The following is a 20252-nucleotide window of genomic DNA, read 5'->3' as shown; positions in this document are numbered from 1 at the left end:
TTATTTGAACTATAATTATCCCAGCTGATTTATTGAACATGATAAAAATTTATTAGCATTATCAATAAAATTACAAAAATAAAATTATAAAAAACAATGAATTAATTTTAAGTAAAGATAATTAGTGATGGAAAGGGATATTAAAGTGAATCAATTAAATGTTAAAACACTAGCAAAAGTAATTTGTAAATTATTACTGTTATTACAATTTTCACCAATAGGTTATGCTTATTTAACGTCACAAACAGTGCAAATCATTCATGGCATGCGTCCATCGTTGTCTACCGAAATAGAAAATAATATCGATGATCTTGATCTTTTTGGTTTAAATGTAGATGATCTCAATTACTACGGTAGCGAAGTCGATACTATTCCCCTGCAAACAAGTTATCCATTCAAAGATAAATTTAAAATAGCACCAATAAAACAACCTAACGAAAACCAATATTATGATAACGATGGGGATCAACTCGATTTTTTAAGTGCTAAAGATAAAATCAATATGACTTGGTATTATACCAATGCTAAAAATCAATTAGTTGAATTTATACCTACAGCAACAGATACTTTTTGTTCCTTATCACAAAAAGGAATGTACAGCCCTTATAAAGTAAAACTGACAGCAGACTTACTTCTTTTCTCAAAGTTTGGTATACCCGATGATAATGAATATCCTAATGATACATTTATTACGCAACCATCGAAAATGTATACTGTTTTAGAAGATACTGGATTTTGTTACGCAAAACCCGAACTAACCCCATCTACAGCCGCTAATAGTGCTAAAAATCAATGGAATAAAAATTTTGGTTTTTTAATTCAATCAAATGTAGATTTAGACAAAAACTTTCCAACTACGGGTTTTTATGGTGCTAAGTTTGACTTACTTTTGGCTCAAAATGGACTTGCTAATAACTATGATTGGTCTGTAAAACAAGGGAGTGAACTTGCAACAATTACCAATAATAATGATATAGTTACTGTCTATTTAAATACACCAATAGCTAGAGATTCAAAACAAGCTTGGCAATATGTCGAAGCGTTGGGGTCTGATGGATTTACAATTATTATAGAGGGAAAAAATAAAAACACTCATAAATCCATACGATATGGATTCAAAATAAAAAAATGGTATGAAGCTTGGAAACAAGCTCAAGATAGTAAAGGCAATGTAATCGGCGTCAGAGACACTGCCGAAGCGGTAGCCGCCGAATGTAGAAATAAGCCAGGTAACTATCGCATAACTGAACCCAAAGAATTAAGTAATGCGCCTTATGGTAATAGAGCCGGTTCCTCTGACTATACTCGTGAAATTGGTTCTTTATTTGGTGAATGGGGCGATCCTAGTCAAGATAAATATCCTGGTTCATATGGACCGGCTAAAAATCAATCTAATATTTTTAGTCGCTGGTATGTATGGGATCCAGAGGCAATTGATGCTCATACACATCAACCTGGTACATTTTGTGATATGCACACTTATAATGCTAAATATCATTGCCGTGCAAACGAAAATGAAGATAAAAATGGTGTATGTGTTTCTATACCTCCAGGTCAAGAATGGTAGAATTATACTTAACCTTTAAATAGATCTACTTATTCATAGGTAGATCTTATCATTCCGATAATTGCATGTTTTTATGCGCTTACCTCCCTTTTTCGCTAATATAGTTTTATAAATACGCCTCTCCTTTTTTGCATCATTATAGTTGATTTTAACTAAAAAATTTTAATTATCGCTTAATAAATACACTACATATAGTAATAAAATGATTAATAGGTACTATATATTGTATATTTTGACAAATATCAATTATCATAACCCTCACTGAAATACGGGATAAAACTGGATAAAAAAATGAATAAATCAATACTCGTAACAAAGCGAAATGGTAAACAAGAACCCATAAATCTAGATAAAATTCACAAAGTCATCACTTGGGCAGCCGAAGGATTAGACAATGTTTCAGTATCACAAGTTGAATTGCGATCACATATTCAATTCTATGACGGCATTCGTACTTCCGATATTCACGAAACAATTATAAGGGCTGCTGCTGATCTTATTTCGCAAGAAACCCCTGACTATCAATATTTAGCTGCTCGATTAGCCATTTTCCACTTACGTAAGAAAGCCTATAATCAGTTTACGCCGCCGCCACTTTATGAACATGTCAAAAAGTTAGTCGACACTAAACGTTACGATAAACACTTACTTGAAGATTATACGCAAGAAGAGTTCGAAGCAATGGATAAGATTATCGATCATTGGCGTGATATGAATTTTTCTTATGCAGCGGTAAAACAACTCGAAGGTAAATACTTAGTACAAAATCGTGTAACAGGTGAAATATATGAAAGCGCTCAATTTTTATATATATTAGTTGCCGCTTGTCTTTTTGCCAATTACCCTAAAGATACACGTCTAAATTATATTAAACGCTTTTACGATGCAGTATCAACGTTCAAGATTTCACTGCCAACGCCAATTATGGCTGGTGTTCGTACCCCTACACGACAATTTAGTTCTTGTGTTTTAATTGAATGTGATGACAGTTTAGATTCAATTAATGCAACAGCAAGTGCCATTGTTAAATATGTTTCTCAGCGAGCAGGGATTGGCGTCAATGCGGGTCGTATTCGTGCATTAGGCAGTTCAATTCGCGGTGGTGAAGCATTCCATACGGGTTGTATTCCATTTTATAAATATTTTCAAACAGCAGTTAAATCTTGTTCCCAAGGTGGCGTACGAGGCGGTGCAGCTACAGTATTTTATCCAATTTGGCATCTAGAAGTTGAAAGTTTACTTGTTTTACGTAACAACCGAGGGGTTGAAGAAAATCGCGTTCGTCATTTAGATTATGGCGTACAAATTAATAAATTAATGTATCAACGCCTTATCAAAAATGAAAATATAACACTCTTTAGCCCATCTGATGTACCTGGACTCTACGATGCTTTTTTTGCTGATCAAGATAAATTTGAATCTCTTTATCAACAATATGAACAAGATGTGAATATTCGCAAACGTATAGTAAAAGCTGTCGAGTTATTTTCACTTTTGATGCAAGAACGCGCATCTACTGGCCGTATTTATATTCAAAATGTCGATCATTGTAATACTCATAGCCCATTCAATCCTGAACAAGCTCCAGTGCATCAATCCAATTTATGTATGGAAATCGCTTTGCCAACAAAACCACTTTATAATATTAATGATGAAAATGGTGAAATTGCGCTTTGCACTTTATCTGCATTTAATTTAGGTAAAATAGAATCACTTGATGACTTTGAAGAGTTAGCTGATCTTACCGTACGTGCTCTTGATTCTCTGCTTGATTATCAAGATTACCCTGTACCTGCCGCTCGAAATTCATCAATCAATCGTCGTACATTAGGTATTGGTGTCATCAATTATGCTTATTATTTAGCTAAACACGGTGTTAAATATTCCGACGGTAGCGCCAATAACTTAACTCATCGAACTTTCGAAGCCATGCAATACTATCTGCTTAAGGCATCAAATAATTTAGCGAAAGAAAAAGGTGCATGTCCGTTATTTAATGAAACAACCTATTCTCAAGGGATTTTGCCAATCGATACCTATAAAAAAGATTTGGATAGTATTACTAAAGAACCCTTACATTATGATTGGGAATCACTGCGTGAATCAATTAAAACTTATGGATTACGCAACTCCACATTATCAGCATTAATGCCCTCTGAAACTTCGTCACAAATTTCTAATGCCACCAATGGTATTGAACCTCCTCGCGGCTATATTAGTGTTAAAGCGTCAAAGGATGGCATTTTAAAGCAAGTAGTACCGGACTATAACGACTTAAAAAACTTCTACGAATTACTTTGGCAAATACCTAATAATACCGGTTATTTACACTTAGTTGGTATTATGCAGAAATTTATTGATCAATCTATTTCAGCTAATACTAATTACGATCCGACAAAATTCCCTAATGACAAAGTACCAATGAAACAGCTATTAGCAGATTTATTAACAGCCTATAAATTTGGGGTAAAAACACTCTATTATCATAATACACGTGATGGTGCCGAAGATATTCAAGGTGATATAGCGCTAACAGCAAGTGATGATGGATGTGAAGGCGGAGCTTGCAAAATTTAAACAATATTCAATCATTACGCAGTAATATAGAAAAATAGTTTTAGAGAAAGTCAAACCTTTCTCTAAAAATTCTTCCTCGTCTTTTGCTGTCGCGAAAGGTCGCGGTAAAAGCAACAAAAAACCGTTAGGAGTTCTTTTATGAGTATGAATTACAGTACCTTTTCGCATGTACATAATGACCAACTTAAAGAGCCAATGTTTCTCGGCCAACCTGTTAATGTTGCCCGTTATGATCAGCAAAAATATGAAATGTTTGAAAAACTGATCGAAAAACAACTCTCTTTCTTCTGGCGTCCAGAGGAAGTCGATATTTCACAAGATCGTATCGATTATGCAGCGTTACCTGAACACGAAAAGCATATTTTTATCAGTAACTTGAAATATCAAACTCTACTCGATTCAATTCAAGGACGTAGCCCTAACGTTGCTTTACTGCCACTTATTTCTATTCCTGAACTCGAAACTTGGGTTGAAACATGGTCATTTTCTGAAACGATACATTCACGTTCATACACACACATTATTCGTAATATTGTTAACGATCCCTCTGTCGTATTTGATGATATTGTCACCAATAAAGAAATTCAAAAACGAGCAGGCGATATTGCTGGTTATTACGATGACCTTATCAGCTATGCCAGCTACTATAATTTATTGGGTGAAGGCAAGCATAACGTTAACGGTCGAACCATCACTATTGATCTGCGCGAACTCAAAAGACGGCTCTACTTATGCTTAATGAGCGTTAATGCGCTTGAAGCCATTCGTTTTTATGTCAGCTTCGCGTGTTCATTTGCCTTTGCTGAACGCGAATTGATGGAAGGTAATGCAAAAATAATCAAACTTATTGCACGTGATGAGGCCCTTCACTTAACCGGTACTCAATTCATGATAAATACATTACGTAGCGGCGAAGACGACCCCGAAATGGCAGAAATTGCCAAAGAGTGCGAACAAGATTGTTATGATTTATTCTTGCAAGCGGCCAATCAAGAAAAAGAGTGGGCCGAATACCTATTTGAAGGTGGATCAATGATTGGATTAAATAAAGACATTTTATGCCAATATGTTGAATATATTACCAATATTCGTATGCAAGCTGTTGGTCTAAAATTACCGTACGAAGTTAAATCCAATCCAATTCCTTGGATTAATAACTGGCTAGTGTCTGACAATGTCCAAGTTGCCCCACAAGAAGCGGAAATGAGTTCTTACCTAGTGGGACAAATTGACTCAGAAATTAATGAAGATGATTTAAGTGATTTCTCATTATAATCAAATGCGCCAACCCGCATTTCCATTCACCAAAGGAACAAACGCTTGTTCCTTTTTTGTTATATATCTCAAAATCAACAGTAACTTGAAAAAATAAATAACTAATCTGTTTTTTTATAAAAATTGATTGCTATATTGATCTATTATTAAATTTGCTTACTATATGAAAGAACTAAAAAAGGAAAAGGAAATCTAATGAAAAAAATAATTATAGCTGCAATGTCTTTTACATTATTTGGATGTGTAAGTGATATTAAATATAACTATGTACCTGAAACATCTCAAATCAGTTTTCCAGAACTCAATACAGTTACAACAACCTATATTGGTGATGATATGATTCGCCAGGGAAATATAAAATTAGTCGATACTATTTCTTTTAGTTCTAAAACAGATATTACTCGAACTATACAATCTTTCATTATTGATGCTGGTGACTATCCAAAATTAGGTGAAGATAAAACCTACCTATTTTTCGACTCAAAAAGTATCGATGGAAAATCAATAGTCAAAAGTTATACCAACTCATTGCCAGTTATTGGAATTCGCGTTAGAAAAGATAATAATAAAAATGAAGTTTGTTTGTCTTTCCCCACTGGCACTGACTTTTGTAATTATGATAAACAATATAAATTCAAGAAAGTTAGCATAACAGGTGAAAACCAATTCCAACAAATATTAATTTATACAGGAAAAATTGGAAATAAAATTAATATAGGATATCGCGAGTTTAGCAATAACATGGCAAGACCTGCTTTTGCGAATAATGCCGAATATGACTTGTCTAGTTCCAAAATTATACGTTATAAAGGTGCGGTTATTGAAGTATTAGAAGCGACTAACCAGTACATAAAGTATAAAATGCTTAGTAACTTTAATACACAAACAAAATAATCATCAAACGCGCCAACCCGCATTTTCATTCACCAAAGGAACAAACGCTTGTTCCTTTTTTATACATTAACTATGTCAATAATTATATCAATAAACCGTTGCTTGACAGTTACCTAAAATCGGGTAAGGATATTAGCATTAAATTGTTTTGATTTGATATAATCGCTATGACTCAAGCAAATCTTTATTATCCAATCTCACCGCTTAATTTTAACGATGAGCAAATAAATACTCACTATATAAAACAGCAACTTGAAGAATTTCAGAACTGGTCTGTTAGCCAATTTAAACAAAATGTCGATATTGATATATTGGTGCATTTACGGAGTCAATTTATTGATGATTTGCTCAAAAGACTCTGGCAGTACTACCAAATTCCAGAACAAGTGTCTTCACTGTTTAAGCAAAACCGCCTAGCCTTAATTGCCGTAGGTGGATATGGTCGTGCAGAACTTCATCCTCTATCAGATATCGATATTTTAATATTAAGTGATAGTGCACTGTCAAAAGATCTTGAAAAACGAATTGGTGATTTAGTTCGCTTGCTATGGGATTTACATTTAGATATTGGTCATAGTGTTAGAACATTAAAAACGTGTCTGCAAGAAGCTAAAAACGATATCACCATTATGACCAATTTAATTGAATCGAGATTAATATGTGGTAACGCTTCATTATTAAAAGAGCTGCAAAAACAGATTTTTAGTCATAAAATTTGGCCTTCAGCAGCTTTCTATCAGGCTAAAGTTAAAGAACAACAAGAACGACATCGGCAATATCATAGTACCAGCTATAATCTAGAACCGGATTTAAAAAATAGCCCAGGCGGTTTGCGCGACATGCAAATTATTCAATGGATTGCTGTTCGTCATTTTGGTGGTGAGTTTTTAAAAAAAATAGCTGATTTTAATTATTTAACGCCTGAAGATATTGAAGAGTTTAAAACCTGTCGCAAGTTCCTTTGGCGTATGCGTTTTGCCCTGCATAGCGTGATTAACCGTTATGACAATCGCTTGCTGTTTGATCGCCAGCTCAGTATTGCTAATCTGCTCGGATACCAAGGTCAAGGTAATACGCCTGTTGAAAAAATGATGCATGATTATTATCGTGTTGCACATAATATTACCGAACTTAATCAAATGTTATTACAACTGTTTGATGAATCGATACTTGAACTTAATGCTCAAAGTAAAACCTATAGTATTGATGAATATTTTCAGGCAAGAGATGACTTGATTGATGTAAAAGACAATAATCTGTTCAAACAAGATCCTGTCATGATTATACAGCTTTTTTATACCATCTTACTAAATCCTCAAATCACAGGGCTATACTCAAATACAATTAGGCAATTACGTTCAGCGCGGCGACAATTAACAACCTTGCTATGTGAAGATGAAAAGGCAAGATCATTATTTTTAAAAATTATCAAACACCCAGATGCAATTAAAAAGGCTATATTACTGATGCATCAATATGGTATTTTGACTGTCTATATTCCTGGTTGGAAGCACATTGCAGGTATGATGCAATTTGATCTATTCCATGCCTATACAGTTGATGAACATACTATCCGCTTGCTACTTGAACTTGATAGTTTTAAAACTCAAGCCAGTAAAGAAAAACACCCGAACAGTTCAAACGTTTTTGCCAAACTATCAAAACCTGAATTATTAGTTATTACTGGATTATTCCATGATATCGGTAAAGGTCACCATGGTGATCATTCTGAAATAGGGGCAAAACTGGTTGAAAAGTTTTGCCAACTACATAAACTTGAGCCAAAAGATACCGACTTAATTGTGTGGCTAGTTCGCTATCATTTACTTATGTCAGTCACGGCCCAAAGTCGTGATTTACAAGATCCTGCGGTTATTAATGAATTTATTCAAATTGTTAAAAGTGAGCGCCGTTTACAATATTTATTATGTTTAACCGTTGCCGATGTGTGCGCAACTAACGAAACACTTTGGAACAGTTGGAAGCAAAGTTTAATGCGTGAACTGTATTTAACCGCAAAACGATCATTCGATTCAGGAGCTCATCATATCCCTGAACAACGAAGTATTGCTCGCCAACATAAACATGAAGCATTCGAAACCTTGCTCAAACAACATTACGATGAACAAAAAATCAAAAATTTGTGGCAAGATTACCGTGTTGACTATTTTCTGCGCTATACTACTGAACAGATTGTTTGGCATGCGCAAATGCTATTGCAGCATGATTTAACTCAAACATTTGTAGCGATCAACCCTGATCCGTACCATGGTGGCAGCGAGATAGTTATTTACTCACCAGATCGACCTTACCTATTTGCCACTGTTTGCAATATTTTAAATAATCATAACCTGAGCATTCATGATGCATTAATTATTACCAATAAGAAAGGTTTTGCCCTTGATACATTTATTGTATTAGAACCAAATGGGCAAACATTACAACCAGACAGGCATTACAGTATTATAAAATCACTTGAAAAAGCTTTGCAGCAGCCGGTTTACAAAGGCGTAACAATAAAACCGCCTAAGCAACGATTGCGTTCATTTTCAGTGCCCACTCAAGTCAATTTTTTATCTGCCTTTAATGAAAGCCAGACTTATATGGAGCTAATTGCATTAGATAGGCCGGGGTTACTTGCCTGTGTTGGTGAAGTATTTGCAAAACTAGAGTTATCATTAAGTAGTGCTAAAATCGCAACTATCGGTGAACATATTGAAGATTTATTTATTTTAAAAGATAAACACAACAATGCACTTGATGATAATACTTGTAATATATTACGAGATTCGATAGTAAATACTATTGATTCGATGAATTAATTAACCAATTTGAAGATACCGTTTATGCAATTTTTTATTATTTTATTTCCAATCTTCTGTATATTTGTCGTTGGATTTATTGCACAAAAAGCACTAAAATTTGATGTAGCAAATTTATCTAAAATGTCGCTTTATGTGCTTTCTCCTTTTTTATCATTCAAAACGTTTTATACTCACACCTTAACCACAGACTATCTATTTTATATTGTCTATATTTTTGGTCTTTGTTTCTTATTAGTTAGTGTTGTCTCAATTTGGTCGTTGATCATGCGTTATTCAGTCAAAGAACGTTGCGCCATGATTCTGAGTTCTTGCTTTATGAATAATGGTAATTATGGTACACCGGTATTACTGGTTTTTTTTGGCACAGTAGGCTTCGATCTTGGCGTTATTATGATGGTATTGCAACAATTTGTGATGAGTACCGTTGGTATCTACTATGCAGCAAAAGGCAGTGCTCGTAGCGATATTGTCAGTCAAAAAGATGTCATCAATAAAGTCATTCGCATGCCTGTTGCTTATGGTGCTTTTTTGGGGATTATTTTCCAGTTGTGCCACATTCCTTTGTCAAAATCCATTATGACATCCATTGGCATGATTGGTGATTCATCAATTGTGATTATTATGATAATTTTAGGTATGCAATTAGCTAAAATTCGGATTAAACAACTCGATTACCCTAAACTTTCATTTTCGCTATTAACCCGTATGGTTATCTCACCACTTGTCGCTTGTTGTTTGGTCTACTTTATGCCTATTTCACCGGTTTATAAACAGGTACTCATTGTGTTAGCCGCAATGCCCAGTGCCGCTAATACCACTTTAATGTCAGTACAATTTGATACGCATCCTGAGTTAGTTTCGAGTGCAACCCTAGTCAGTACATTATTAAGTTTAATCACATTACCGACTGTATTATGGCTGGTAGGCGCGCCCGTACCTTTTTAACAGATAGTTTTTTACTTTTAAAAAGCGCATATCTGGATAAGTTAAAAGCCATTATTGTTATACACATCATCAGGATTAGGTCCCGTGCGTAATTTTTGATTTAAGCAATTAATTTTTCTTATTTCGTCAGAGGTAAGTTCAAAATCAAAAATATTAATATTTTCAGCAATCCGATCCGGATGCGCTGACTTTGGGATCACAATATAACCATTTTGTAGGTGCCAACGTAAGGCAACTTGTGATAAAGACTTATTATAACGATCGCCTATTGCAACTAATACCGGTTCATTGAGTATTTTATTATGAGCAAGTGGCGACCATGCTTCAATTGCAATATTTTGCTTACGTAAGTAGCGCACTAAGTCTATTTGTGTTAAGTAGGGATGAATTTCTATTTGATTAATCATCGGCTGAATATTTGCTTGACTAGCCAGTAACTCTAAATGTGAGATATGAAAATTACACACTCCAATGGCTCGAACACGTTTTTCCTCATAAAGCTTTTCAATTGCTCGCCAAGTTTCAAAAAAAGTATGATGAAGCGGCCAATGCACTAAAAACAGATCAAGATAATCAAGTTGTAAATCCTTTAGCGATTGTTCAAAACTTGCTAACGTTTTTTTGTAACCTTGATTGGCATTGCTCACTTTTGAAGTAATAAATAATTCACTACGATCGATACCACATTGTTTAATCGCCTGACCGATTTGTTTTTCGTTTTGGTAAAGTTGCGCGGTATCAAAAGAACGATAGCCAACTTTAATAGCCGTATTAATTGCTTGAGATATTTGATCAAATTCAGTTAATTTAAAAGTACCAAGACCAAGTTGTGGCATTACTACATTATTACTTAGAGTAATTTTATTATCGCTAGTTATCGTCATCACAAACCTCTCCCATACTATTTAACACATTAAACAGCGGTACAGTTAGTCATCACCCCTCCACTCTTTTTCAAACTGATTAACAAACTGAACTAAAAAATCATGTCGCTGTTCAGCAATGTTTTTAGCAGTTTGCGTATTCATCATACCTTTAAGTAAAAAAAGTTTCTCATAGAAATGATTAATTACTGTATTCGGTTGTTTATAACTCTCTTCAGTCATCGGTATTCTTGGCAAAATGGTAGGATCATGCATGATGTTATGTTTATTACCACCATAATAGAATGTACGCCCTATTCCTATTGCGCCAATGGCATCAAGTCGATCGGCATCTTGTACAATCTTACCTTCAAGGGATAATGGCTTTTTATCACTCAGGTTTTTCCGGTAAGACATATTTTCGATAATAGAAAAAATAGCAGTAATTTCGATTTCCGTAAGGTCCTGTAACGTTAGGAAACAACGTAATTCATCAACCGCTAATTCCACATTAGACACTACTTTTTCATCAATTACATCATGTAAATAAGCACTTAAAACAACAATAAAATAATTAGCATTGGGTTCATTGAGTAAGATTTTTTGTGCCAATTTAACTACGCGTTCAATATGTGCCATATCATGACCTGAAAAATCATGGGCAAGCTTTTGTTCTACAAAAATTTTTACGGCTTGCATAGCACGTTGTTGATGTTTAGTTAGCGGTGAATCTTTCATCATTTAAACCTTTTTTTATTTTGCTTAATTAGGACTAATACAAGCAACTTTAGCTTTATCTGTCCAATAATCAATCATCCCTATGTTAGAGTGAACTTGCAAATAATAAGTTTTACCACCCTCTTGGAAGCTATTTGCGCTCCAATAAACAGCGCCGGAAATAAAATGGCTTTCAGGATAATAATAGTTGTTTGTCTCGCCCCATTGAGAAAACAGTCCTCCATCGATCCGGCGTTGATAGTGACGACCTAACCCAGGTAATCCACCAGTCCAAATTGAATTATAATTTGCATTTGTTAATTGAGGTAAAGTCGGTATTTGATAACCCAAATTATCACAATATTGTTTTGCTTGTTCAAAAAGCATACTGGTATTTTCAGCCTGAACAATAAACCATTTTTGTATAGTAAAAGCATAAATTTTATTGGTTTTAGCTTTATCTTTATATAAGATGAATGTCGTAGCAATAGCAGCTTTGGCTGCTTGTGCTGCATCAGCGCTACTTGTCGGCCCAGTTAATTGAATTTTGGCTTTAGAACCATTACCCGTGATGGTTAAATTAATTGCTGAATCAGTGGGTATTTTATCAAAGCTCATATCCGATGGTGAACTATCAAGTAAATTCAGATAAAAAAATAAACCATTCTCACCCATAGTTGGAAAATTTAATTCTGGATGCGTTAAAGATTGCCGTTTAAAACCTTTAGCATCATCCCATTGATTTTCTGGTCCTGAATAGTCCGTTCCGCCCCAACTGTTGCCTTTGCTGTCATTGACTGATAAATTTGGCTCCGCTGAATAAGTACAGGCACCATTAGGCGGAGAAAAATAGTAAGTGGTACTATTTGCGTCAAATGCAACCGTATTTGGCTGACCATATTTAGTAGATAATGTGCCATTCATATGATTTAAGGTAAAACTATAAGGCGCATAACAATCACTTAACTCTTTATCCAATGCGATAGGAGTACCGTTAGCATCTTGAATTGATAATATAAGATCCCCTGTTGCTGTGATATCACCATCACCATCTTCATCAAACCAAAAACCGTTAGTCGCAAACACCTCAGTTAAAGAAACGGATGCTTGGTTTTCAGGAATTAAGGTTTTAAAATCGTTGGCTCTGATCGATTCCCCATTTAATTGTATGGGTACTTGCTTTGATGAAGTGTTGGTCGCTTTTGTAAATTTTCGTCCATCAGGTAAAGTGATTAATAAAAGATTATCGGTATAAAATGAGCGCGTTTTACCGCCATCGAAAGAGATATAAGGAGCCGAACCTTGTATGGTATTTGTTGTTTCGACCGCTTCAACATAAGGTAAACCCGCATTCACACTGTAACAAACAATGCCAAGACAAGCTATTATCATTTTTGATATCAATAAAGCTAAACTTGATTTTATCGCTGCTAAGTCACACATTTCAATCAACCGAGTTATTTTAAACAATACATATGGTTTCATCACTAATTGTCGCAATACGTTAATTAGGACTGATACAAACCAGACTACCATATCCCCTTTTTTGAATTTGTCCCATATTTGAATAAACTTGCAAATCATTGCTAGTCAAGTAAATTTCATTTGGGTAAATGTCAGCTTGCGGATAAGAATTTAGATGAATTTCGCCCCACTCAGCAAACAATCCACCACCAATACGGCGTTGATAATTATTGCCTTGCCCGGCCAAACCACCATCCCAATAACTCGAAGAATCTTTTGAATTGGCATTGGTCAATTGTGATACTGTCGGTAATTGATAACCTAAATCACGACAATACTGTTTTGCTGCTTCATCAAAATTTTCCGGACGAGTTTTTTTAGCAATAAACCATTTTTTAATGGTAAAACTATATAGCTTTTGGGTTTTCGCCTTATCGGCATAAAGAATAAAGGTGGTGGCAACTGCTGCTTTACTTGCATCTTGCAAACTGGCGCCGTCAGCAGGACCGGTTAAAGTGATTTTTGCTTGATTACCTTTGCTGGTAATCTCTAAGTCAATGCCGGAATCGGCAGGTATTTTAGTAAAGCTCATATTACTGGCTGAATCAGCTAAATCCATGGTAAACAATAGCCCATTAGCGGCCATAGTTGGAAAGTTCAATTCTGGATTATCAAAAGATTGTTGTCTGAATCCTTTGGCATCATCCCACATGCCTTGCGGTCCTGAATAATTCGAACCTGACCAAGTTTTATGGGTATCGCTGAGGAATAAATTGGGTTTTGCCGATAAAGAGCAAGCACCCGGTGCCGGATTCAGGTAGTAAATCATATCAGTGTAGTTCAATGAAAAATGGTTAGGATCGCCATATTTAGTGGTGACATCACTCCCATCATGCATTAGCCTAAAGCTATAAGGCGCTTCACAATCGTTTAATTCATCATCCAAACTAAGCACTTGGTTATTGGCATTTTTTACAATCAATTGAAAATGACCGGTCGCCGTTATTTCACCATCACCATCGACATCAAACCAATAAGGACCAGAGTTGAGCACATCGGTCATGCTTTGTTGAGCAGTGATATCCTTGTTTTGATCTGAGCTATCTGCTGTTTGATTGTAAGGGATGATCGTTTTAATATCTTTAACTTTGGTTGGTGCACCGGTTAATTGAATCGGATTAGTGGTGGAGGAAACGTTATTTGAGTAATTAAATTCTCTGCCGTCAGGTAAAGTAATGACGAATAAATCATAAGTGGTATAAGCACGGCTTTTACCACCATCAAAAGTAAGATAGGGAGCCGAACCTTGTATGGTATTTACAGTCTTAACAGCTTGAACTACGGGTAATGCACTAAAAACATTAAAACTGAATAAACCCCAAAAAAACAGCACTATGGATAGTCGAATTAAATAAAATAGAGTCCTTATTGTTCGCAATAAATAAAAAATAATAGGAATGAACAAACCACAATATTTTTTTTTAGTAAAACGTTGCCTACTTGGCGCTCGAAGTCTATTTAGATTACCTATCTCTGTTTTCATAATAAAACAACTTATTAAATAATTATTGATAACAACCAAACAACAACTTTATGCTTTTTTACGAATAAACTATCAGTGATAACGCTTAAATTACTTTATATAAAGTGCAACTAAGGTTAAAAGTAAAATAACTATAAATCAATACATATTATCCCAAAAGTAATATTTATTAACCCATAAATATTTTTATTAAAAACTAATATCAACTAAATAAAAATAATCAATTAAAATAGTTGCTCAGTAATAATTAATGTTTTTTTTATATTTTTTTTATTTTGGGATGATTGTTTTCAACAAACTTGAAAGGTAGAATGCGCAAATCAAAAATTTATAAAGCAAATATCGGAGTTGCTCACGTGAAAATATCAGCGCGTAAAGTTTTGCCTTGGCAATTGATAGAATACTTCACTCGCTATCGCCAATTCCTAGCTTTATTATTTGGATTATCCATCTTTTTTATTGCTTTGATTGTTTGCTGGCATCTATTAAAAGAAATTAATCTTGATGACTTAAAATTAGCCGTTCACAACCTTTCACCGCAAGCTATTTTATTTGCTTGTTTATCGGCTATTGGTAGCTATTTAATGTTAATTTGCTATGAATGGTCAGCCGCGCGTTATGCAGGCGTAAAGCTAAAGCCTTCCATTATTGTTTTAGGTGGAATTTGTGCTTCAGCTATCGGTAATGCAATAGGTTTATCGGCGTTGTCAGGGGGCGCAGTTCGTTGTCGTTTATACTTCAAATATGGACTAACAACGATTGATGTGGCAAGAATGTCAATTTTTGTTACACTCTCTTTAGGCTTTACTCTACCATTACTGGCAGCGGCGGCAGCGTTAATTCATCCACATAATGCTATGGTTGCTTTACACTTATCCGAAAATGGCGTGATACTAATAGCAAGCATGCTATTTTGTTTTTATATTGGATTATTTATTTTCTTATACTGCAATCGTTTATCGGAAAAGCCTAATAAAGATACTCGCTTATTTAAAATCGCAAGATGGTCTATTCGTTTACCTAACTTACGTTTGGCTTCAAGCCAATTTATTATTACCTTCTTTGATGCTGTCTTAGCAGGGGCGATTCTTTACTTTCTACTACCTTCGCATCCAAATTTTATTACCTTTATTATGATTTACATTCTGGCATTAGTTGCTGGTGTATTAAGTCATGTTCCTGGGGGAGTAGGCGTATTTGAAGCAATTATGCTCGCCGCATTTTCATCTCAAATTGGTGCAGCATCTTTAACTGTAGCATTAGTCATTTATCGTATTATTTATATTTTAATCCCGCTTATCCCTGCCGGTATTTTGCTGTTAATCAATGAAGGAAAGCATTATTTAACTTCATCACAAGTCAAGCAAACTGAAACGGGAATTGCGGCCTCTATCATGGCTGCTGCGGTATTTTTTGCCGGTGTAGTGATGATGTTTTCTAGCATCATTCCTGGTTTTAATCATCGTTTTGTTGATGAATTTATTCCGAATAAAATTATCAATATAGCTCATCTAAGTGCGAGTTTGATTGGCGTTTTATGTTTATTACTCGCAATGGGTTTACGCCGACGTCTTTATTCAGCGTGGGGAATTACCGTTATTTTACTCTTGATTGGTAGCCTCTGCTCGGTGTTAAGAGGTCTACACTGGATAGAAGCCATAACTTTATTAGTTATTGCAATATTACTCATTAATTTTAGGCATGCTTTTTATCGAAAAAGTCGACTTAGTGTTATCCCCTTTTCTTTCAAATCTTTTGCCATTTGTTTTTGTCTGATTGCGCTTTTTGTTTGGCTTATTTTATTTATTTACCAAGATGTCCCCTATAGCCAAGATCTATGGTGGCAGTTTGAATTAGATAGCCGAGTACCACGAGCATTACGTGCAGCATTAGGCAGTTTTATTTTGTTAAGTTCGATTATGTTAATCTGGTTATTTAGACCAGCGTTACCAATATTAGCTAAACCAGAAACAGAACAACTCAATAAAGCTTATCAGATCGTTTTAAATTCAAAACAGCCTGAAGGCGGCTTAGCGATGAGTGGCGATAAATCACTGCTGTTCAACCAAGAACAAACCGCCTTTATTATGTATGCAAGACGTGGTCGAAGCATGGTTGCGTTATTTGATCCGATTGGTGATATTGCTGATAGAGCTGACTTAATTTGGTCATTTCGTGATCTGTGTGATGAACACCATCTTCGCCCAGTTTTTTATCAAGTCAGAGCAGCTAATTTACCTTTTTATATGGATATTGGTTTACGTACAGTAAAACTTGGTGAAGAAGCATTAGTCAATTTAAAAATATTTGATTTAACATCAAAAGGTTATAAAGATCTTCGCTATACTTGGAATCGAGGGCAACGTGATGGACTATCCCTAAAATTTTACCCACCTGGAACTGCGCCACTTGATGAACTAAAAGCGGTTTCAGATGCTTGGCTTAAAAATAAGCACTCAAAGGAAAAAAGATTTTCATTAGGGTCTTTTTCTAAAGAATATTTGGATAATTTTACGATAGCAGTAATTGAATACCAAGGCCGCATCATTGCTTTTGTTAATTTACTTGAGACCGATCAACATTATTCGGCCAGTATCGATTTAATGCGGGTAATACAAGATATTCCCAAATTAACGATGGAATTTTTAATGGTAGGCTTAATTTTGCATTATCAAGAAAGAGGGTTTAAGTACTTTAGCCTAGGCATGGTACCATTGGCTGGTATGCAAAGGCGACGCGGTGCCCCATTAATTCAAAGGCTAGGTGCACTAGTATTTAGACGAGGTGGACGTTTTTATAACTTTCAAGGTTTACGTCGCTTTAAAGAAAAGTTTGCAACGCATTGGGAGCCACGTTATATGGCTGTTCCTGCTGGGCTCGATCCATTAGTTGCTTTGATCGATACGACTATGCTTATTTCTGGTGGTATCTCAGGTTTAAAAAAGAATAAAAATAGTTAATATGAAAAAATTTATACGCTATGCTTTATTATTTATTACGCTATTAATACTGATTATACTTGGCTGGTATTTTATAAAAAACCAAGAAAGTGCATCAGTTAAGACCGTAACAATCAATAATGAATATTCCATCCTATCAGCAGCACCAAAACGCTCGGCTGAAGCAGCCGCAATTATTGTTGCCACGCCTAAAAATCATTTTACTGAACAACAATTATTAGACTTGTCAGAAAAAATGGGCGCCAAACTTGTCCAGTTTGAATTAAAACCCTCTGCCAGTTGTAGTGAGCAGCAAGCACGTTTTAAACAAGCAAAAAAAATTCTCAAAGAGAAGAATTTTGCTGTCGCAGGCATGGAAGAAGGTGCAGCCTTTGCTTATAGATGGCTAACAGAACAACAAAGTGATGACGCCAAAGCATTATCAATTGAATTTACCTTAGATCACAAAGATTGTGATGCACCATTACCGACGCAAGCCAGCCATGGTAGTTGGCAAGTCATTTGGAATAATCCACCGGATGATGATGTTGCTGTTTTCCCCCGGGAACAAAAAAATATCCATGTCACAACATCAATTGGTGAATACCAAGCTACGCCAACCGAACTACTGAGTTTACACTTATCATCTATTTTATTTGGTGAGCATGAACAACTACCTGTTATAGAATTACCTGCCAGAAGTAAAGAGATCCACCCTAAAACCATTACACTTTATTATTCTGGTGATGGTGGTTGGCGTGATCTTGATAAAATTTCGGCAGAATATATGGCTTTGCATGGATATGCGGTAGTTGGCGTTGATGCATTAAAACTTTTCTGGCAGCATCGTTCAGTTGAACGTAGCGCTAAAGATTTGAGCTATTTAATGCAACAGTACCGAGACAAATGGGGAACAACTCAATTCGTTTTAGCTGGCTACTCTTTTGGTGGGGATATCTTACCTGCACTCTATAACCGACTATCACCGCAAGATCAAAAAAGTGTCCAAGCGCTAATTATGATAGCTTTTTCAAAAGATGCTAATTTTGAAATTGAAGTAAGTGGTTGGCTCGGGCAATCAGGTGACGAAATGAAAACCGCACCAGAAGTTGCGCGGATTCCAGCCAATAAACTATTTTGCATCTATGGAGAGGAAGAAAAAGAGGATACCGGTTGCCTACAACCAGAAATGAAAGGCGAAGCATTCCAATTGCCTGGTGGTCACCATTTTGATGAGAATTATGAACATCTTGGTCAAATCATTATGGACGCTATTGATAAGCGAGTACAATAATTAACAATAAAGGGGTAAAGGCCCCTTTAAATATAACCCCTAGAGTTAAATCATCGCTTTTTAATTTTTATTCTACCTTCAGACAATAACACACCAATAAGTGTCACTAAGGTGCCAAATGCAGCAATAAAAGTAAACGGTTCATGTAAAATAATAACCGCAGCAAGAATGGTCAAAATCGGCAATAGATACAGATAAATACTAATTTTAACAGCGCCAACTAATTTCACTGCATAATTCCAAGATACAAAACAAATCGCTGATGCACCAACACCTAAAAATAGTATATTGAGTAAATTAGTCATTTGGCTAAACCTTTCTAACCCGAACTTAAAATCAAAAATAGATAAAGCCGGTAACATCAGGAGTAAACCATAAAAGAAAAAACGCCTAGTCAATAAAATGGTATTGTAACCCAAATTACTGCTTTTTTTGGTTAATATAGAATAGCAAGCCCAAAATAAACAAGCTGCAACAGCAAGAATATCACCTAAAGGATTAAGAGAAAGCACATATTTACCATTAAAGCTAATCAATCCAACCCCCAAAATAGCAAACAAACAACCAATATAAAAACGTCGAGGCGGTCTTTCTGTTTTTAAAAAGAATATTGATAACAAAGCAGTAAATACGGGAGCTAAGGTAGTGATAACCCCAACATTCGAGGCATTGGTATAAGTTAACGCTATGTTTTCACATAGAAAGTAACATGTTACACCACAAAATCCAGCGCATAAAAACATTAATTCTCGCTTAATACCCTGCCAAACTAATAAACGCGGTGCTAAAACCCAAAGCATGACATAGCCAAGACAAAATCGATAAAACAAAATTTCAATGGGTTTAAAATTGACCAATAATACTTTTGTTGCAATAAACGTACTTCCCCAAATAAAGATTGTCATCAAGGCAATTAAGTGTCCTTGTGTTTTTTTGGTAACGAACATAAAAATCTCTCTACTTATATCAATAAAAAGCTATCAAAGTGTACATGATTATCTTAAGTTTGGTCACTTTATAATTAAGTATTAGCGGGCAGGACTTGGTAACAGAAAAAACAATACCATTTCAATATCCATAGAGAATATTATCTTCCTACCTAGTGAAGCGCAATTTTTACTGTAATTTAATAGTAACAATAAATGAGAAGCTAAAATTTGAAAAGATCGTGTGATAAAAACAACAGATAAAAAAAATCCACCCGAAAACTCGAGTGGAGGGCAAAAAATGAAAAAATGTAATCTGTAGATATAGACAAGCTAAACAACAAAAAGTTCAATTTAATTTCAAATAATTTTAGTTTTTTATGAAATAAATTCATATCATACTGATTTATAATAAATATTATT

At 35.1% G+C, this 20252-nt stretch carries 13 protein-coding genes; 8 read left to right on the top strand and 5 right to left on the bottom strand.

The genetic code is table 11. The features are described 5' to 3' along the window. Positions 1–145 precede the first annotated feature (145 nt). The 6 genes from A9G09_RS01325 (at position 146) to A9G09_RS01300 (ending at position 10083) form a co-directional block, all read left to right on the top strand. Positions 146–1567 (top strand): hypothetical protein, encoded by a 1422-nt coding sequence (locus A9G09_RS01325; protein ID WP_141671495.1) that lies wholly within the window; start codon positions 146–148, stop codon positions 1565–1567. A 291-nt stretch (positions 1568–1858) separates the two neighbouring features. After that, positions 1859–4144 (top strand): class 1a ribonucleoside-diphosphate reductase subunit alpha, encoded by a 2286-nt coding sequence (gene nrdA / locus A9G09_RS01320; protein WP_065633120.1) that lies wholly within the window; start codon positions 1859–1861, stop codon positions 4142–4144. 144 nt (positions 4145–4288) lie between these two features. Beyond that, positions 4289–5419, top strand: coding sequence for a class Ia ribonucleoside-diphosphate reductase subunit beta (gene nrdB / locus A9G09_RS01315; protein WP_065633143.1), 1131 nt, complete (start codon positions 4289–4291; stop codon positions 5417–5419). 195 nt (positions 5420–5614) lie between these two features. Further along, positions 5615–6313, top strand: a complete 699-nt coding sequence (locus A9G09_RS01310; protein ID WP_065633119.1) for a hypothetical protein — start codon at positions 5615–5617, stop codon at positions 6311–6313. 167 nt (positions 6314–6480) lie between these two features. Continuing rightward, complete coding sequence (glnD, locus tag A9G09_RS01305) at positions 6481–9135, top strand: bifunctional uridylyltransferase/uridylyl-removing protein GlnD (protein WP_065633118.1); 2655 nt, start codon at positions 6481–6483, stop codon at positions 9133–9135. Positions 9136–9159: 24 nt separating this feature from the next. Further along, the gene (locus A9G09_RS01300; protein WP_065633117.1) at positions 9160–10083 is read left to right on the top strand and encodes an AEC family transporter; all 924 of its coding nucleotides are present in this window, start codon (positions 9160–9162) and stop codon (positions 10081–10083) included. Between the two features lie 41 nt (positions 10084–10124). Here the strand turns inward: A9G09_RS01300 and A9G09_RS01295 are convergent, their stop codons facing one another. The 4 genes from A9G09_RS01295 to A9G09_RS01280 form a co-directional block, all read right to left on the bottom strand. Further along, the gene (locus tag A9G09_RS01295; protein ID WP_065633116.1) at positions 10125–10967 is read right to left on the bottom strand and encodes an aldo/keto reductase; all 843 of its coding nucleotides are present in this window, start codon (positions 10965–10967) and stop codon (positions 10125–10127) included. Positions 10968–11012: 45 nt separating this feature from the next. Beyond that, positions 11013–11687 (bottom strand): HD domain-containing protein, encoded by a 675-nt coding sequence (locus tag A9G09_RS01290; RefSeq protein WP_218056778.1) that lies wholly within the window; start codon positions 11685–11687, stop codon positions 11013–11015. A 21-nt stretch (positions 11688–11708) separates the two neighbouring features. Beyond that, the gene (locus A9G09_RS01285; protein WP_141671494.1) at positions 11709–13106 is read right to left on the bottom strand and encodes a hypothetical protein; all 1398 of its coding nucleotides are present in this window, start codon (positions 13104–13106) and stop codon (positions 11709–11711) included. Between the two features lie 61 nt (positions 13107–13167). After that, the gene (locus A9G09_RS01280) at positions 13168–14670 is read right to left on the bottom strand and encodes a hypothetical protein (RefSeq protein WP_141671493.1); all 1503 of its coding nucleotides are present in this window, start codon (positions 14668–14670) and stop codon (positions 13168–13170) included. Positions 14671–14981: 311 nt separating this feature from the next. On the opposite strand from A9G09_RS01280, the gene mprF reads away from it, so the two are divergent. Beyond that, a complete protein-coding gene (mprF, locus tag A9G09_RS01275) occupies positions 14982–17630 on the top strand; it encodes a bifunctional lysylphosphatidylglycerol flippase/synthetase MprF (RefSeq protein WP_065633113.1) in 2649 nt (882 codons plus the stop codon). 1 nt (position 17631) lies between these two features. Next, positions 17632–18903 (top strand): virulence factor family protein, encoded by a 1272-nt coding sequence (locus A9G09_RS01270; RefSeq protein ID WP_065633112.1) that lies wholly within the window; start codon positions 17632–17634, stop codon positions 18901–18903. 50 nt (positions 18904–18953) lie between these two features. Here the strand turns inward: A9G09_RS01270 and A9G09_RS01265 are convergent, their stop codons facing one another. After that, complete coding sequence (locus tag A9G09_RS01265) at positions 18954–19850, bottom strand: DMT family transporter (RefSeq protein ID WP_065633111.1); 897 nt, start codon at positions 19848–19850, stop codon at positions 18954–18956. Positions 19851–20252 lie beyond the last annotated feature (402 nt).

Source organism: Gilliamella sp. wkB292 (assembly GCF_001690235.1).
Classification (GTDB): Bacteria; Pseudomonadota; Gammaproteobacteria; order Enterobacterales; family Orbaceae; genus Gilliamella; species Gilliamella apicola_F.
Note: the sequence above shows the minus strand (reverse complement) of the source record. Positions and strands in the feature narration are given on the sequence as shown.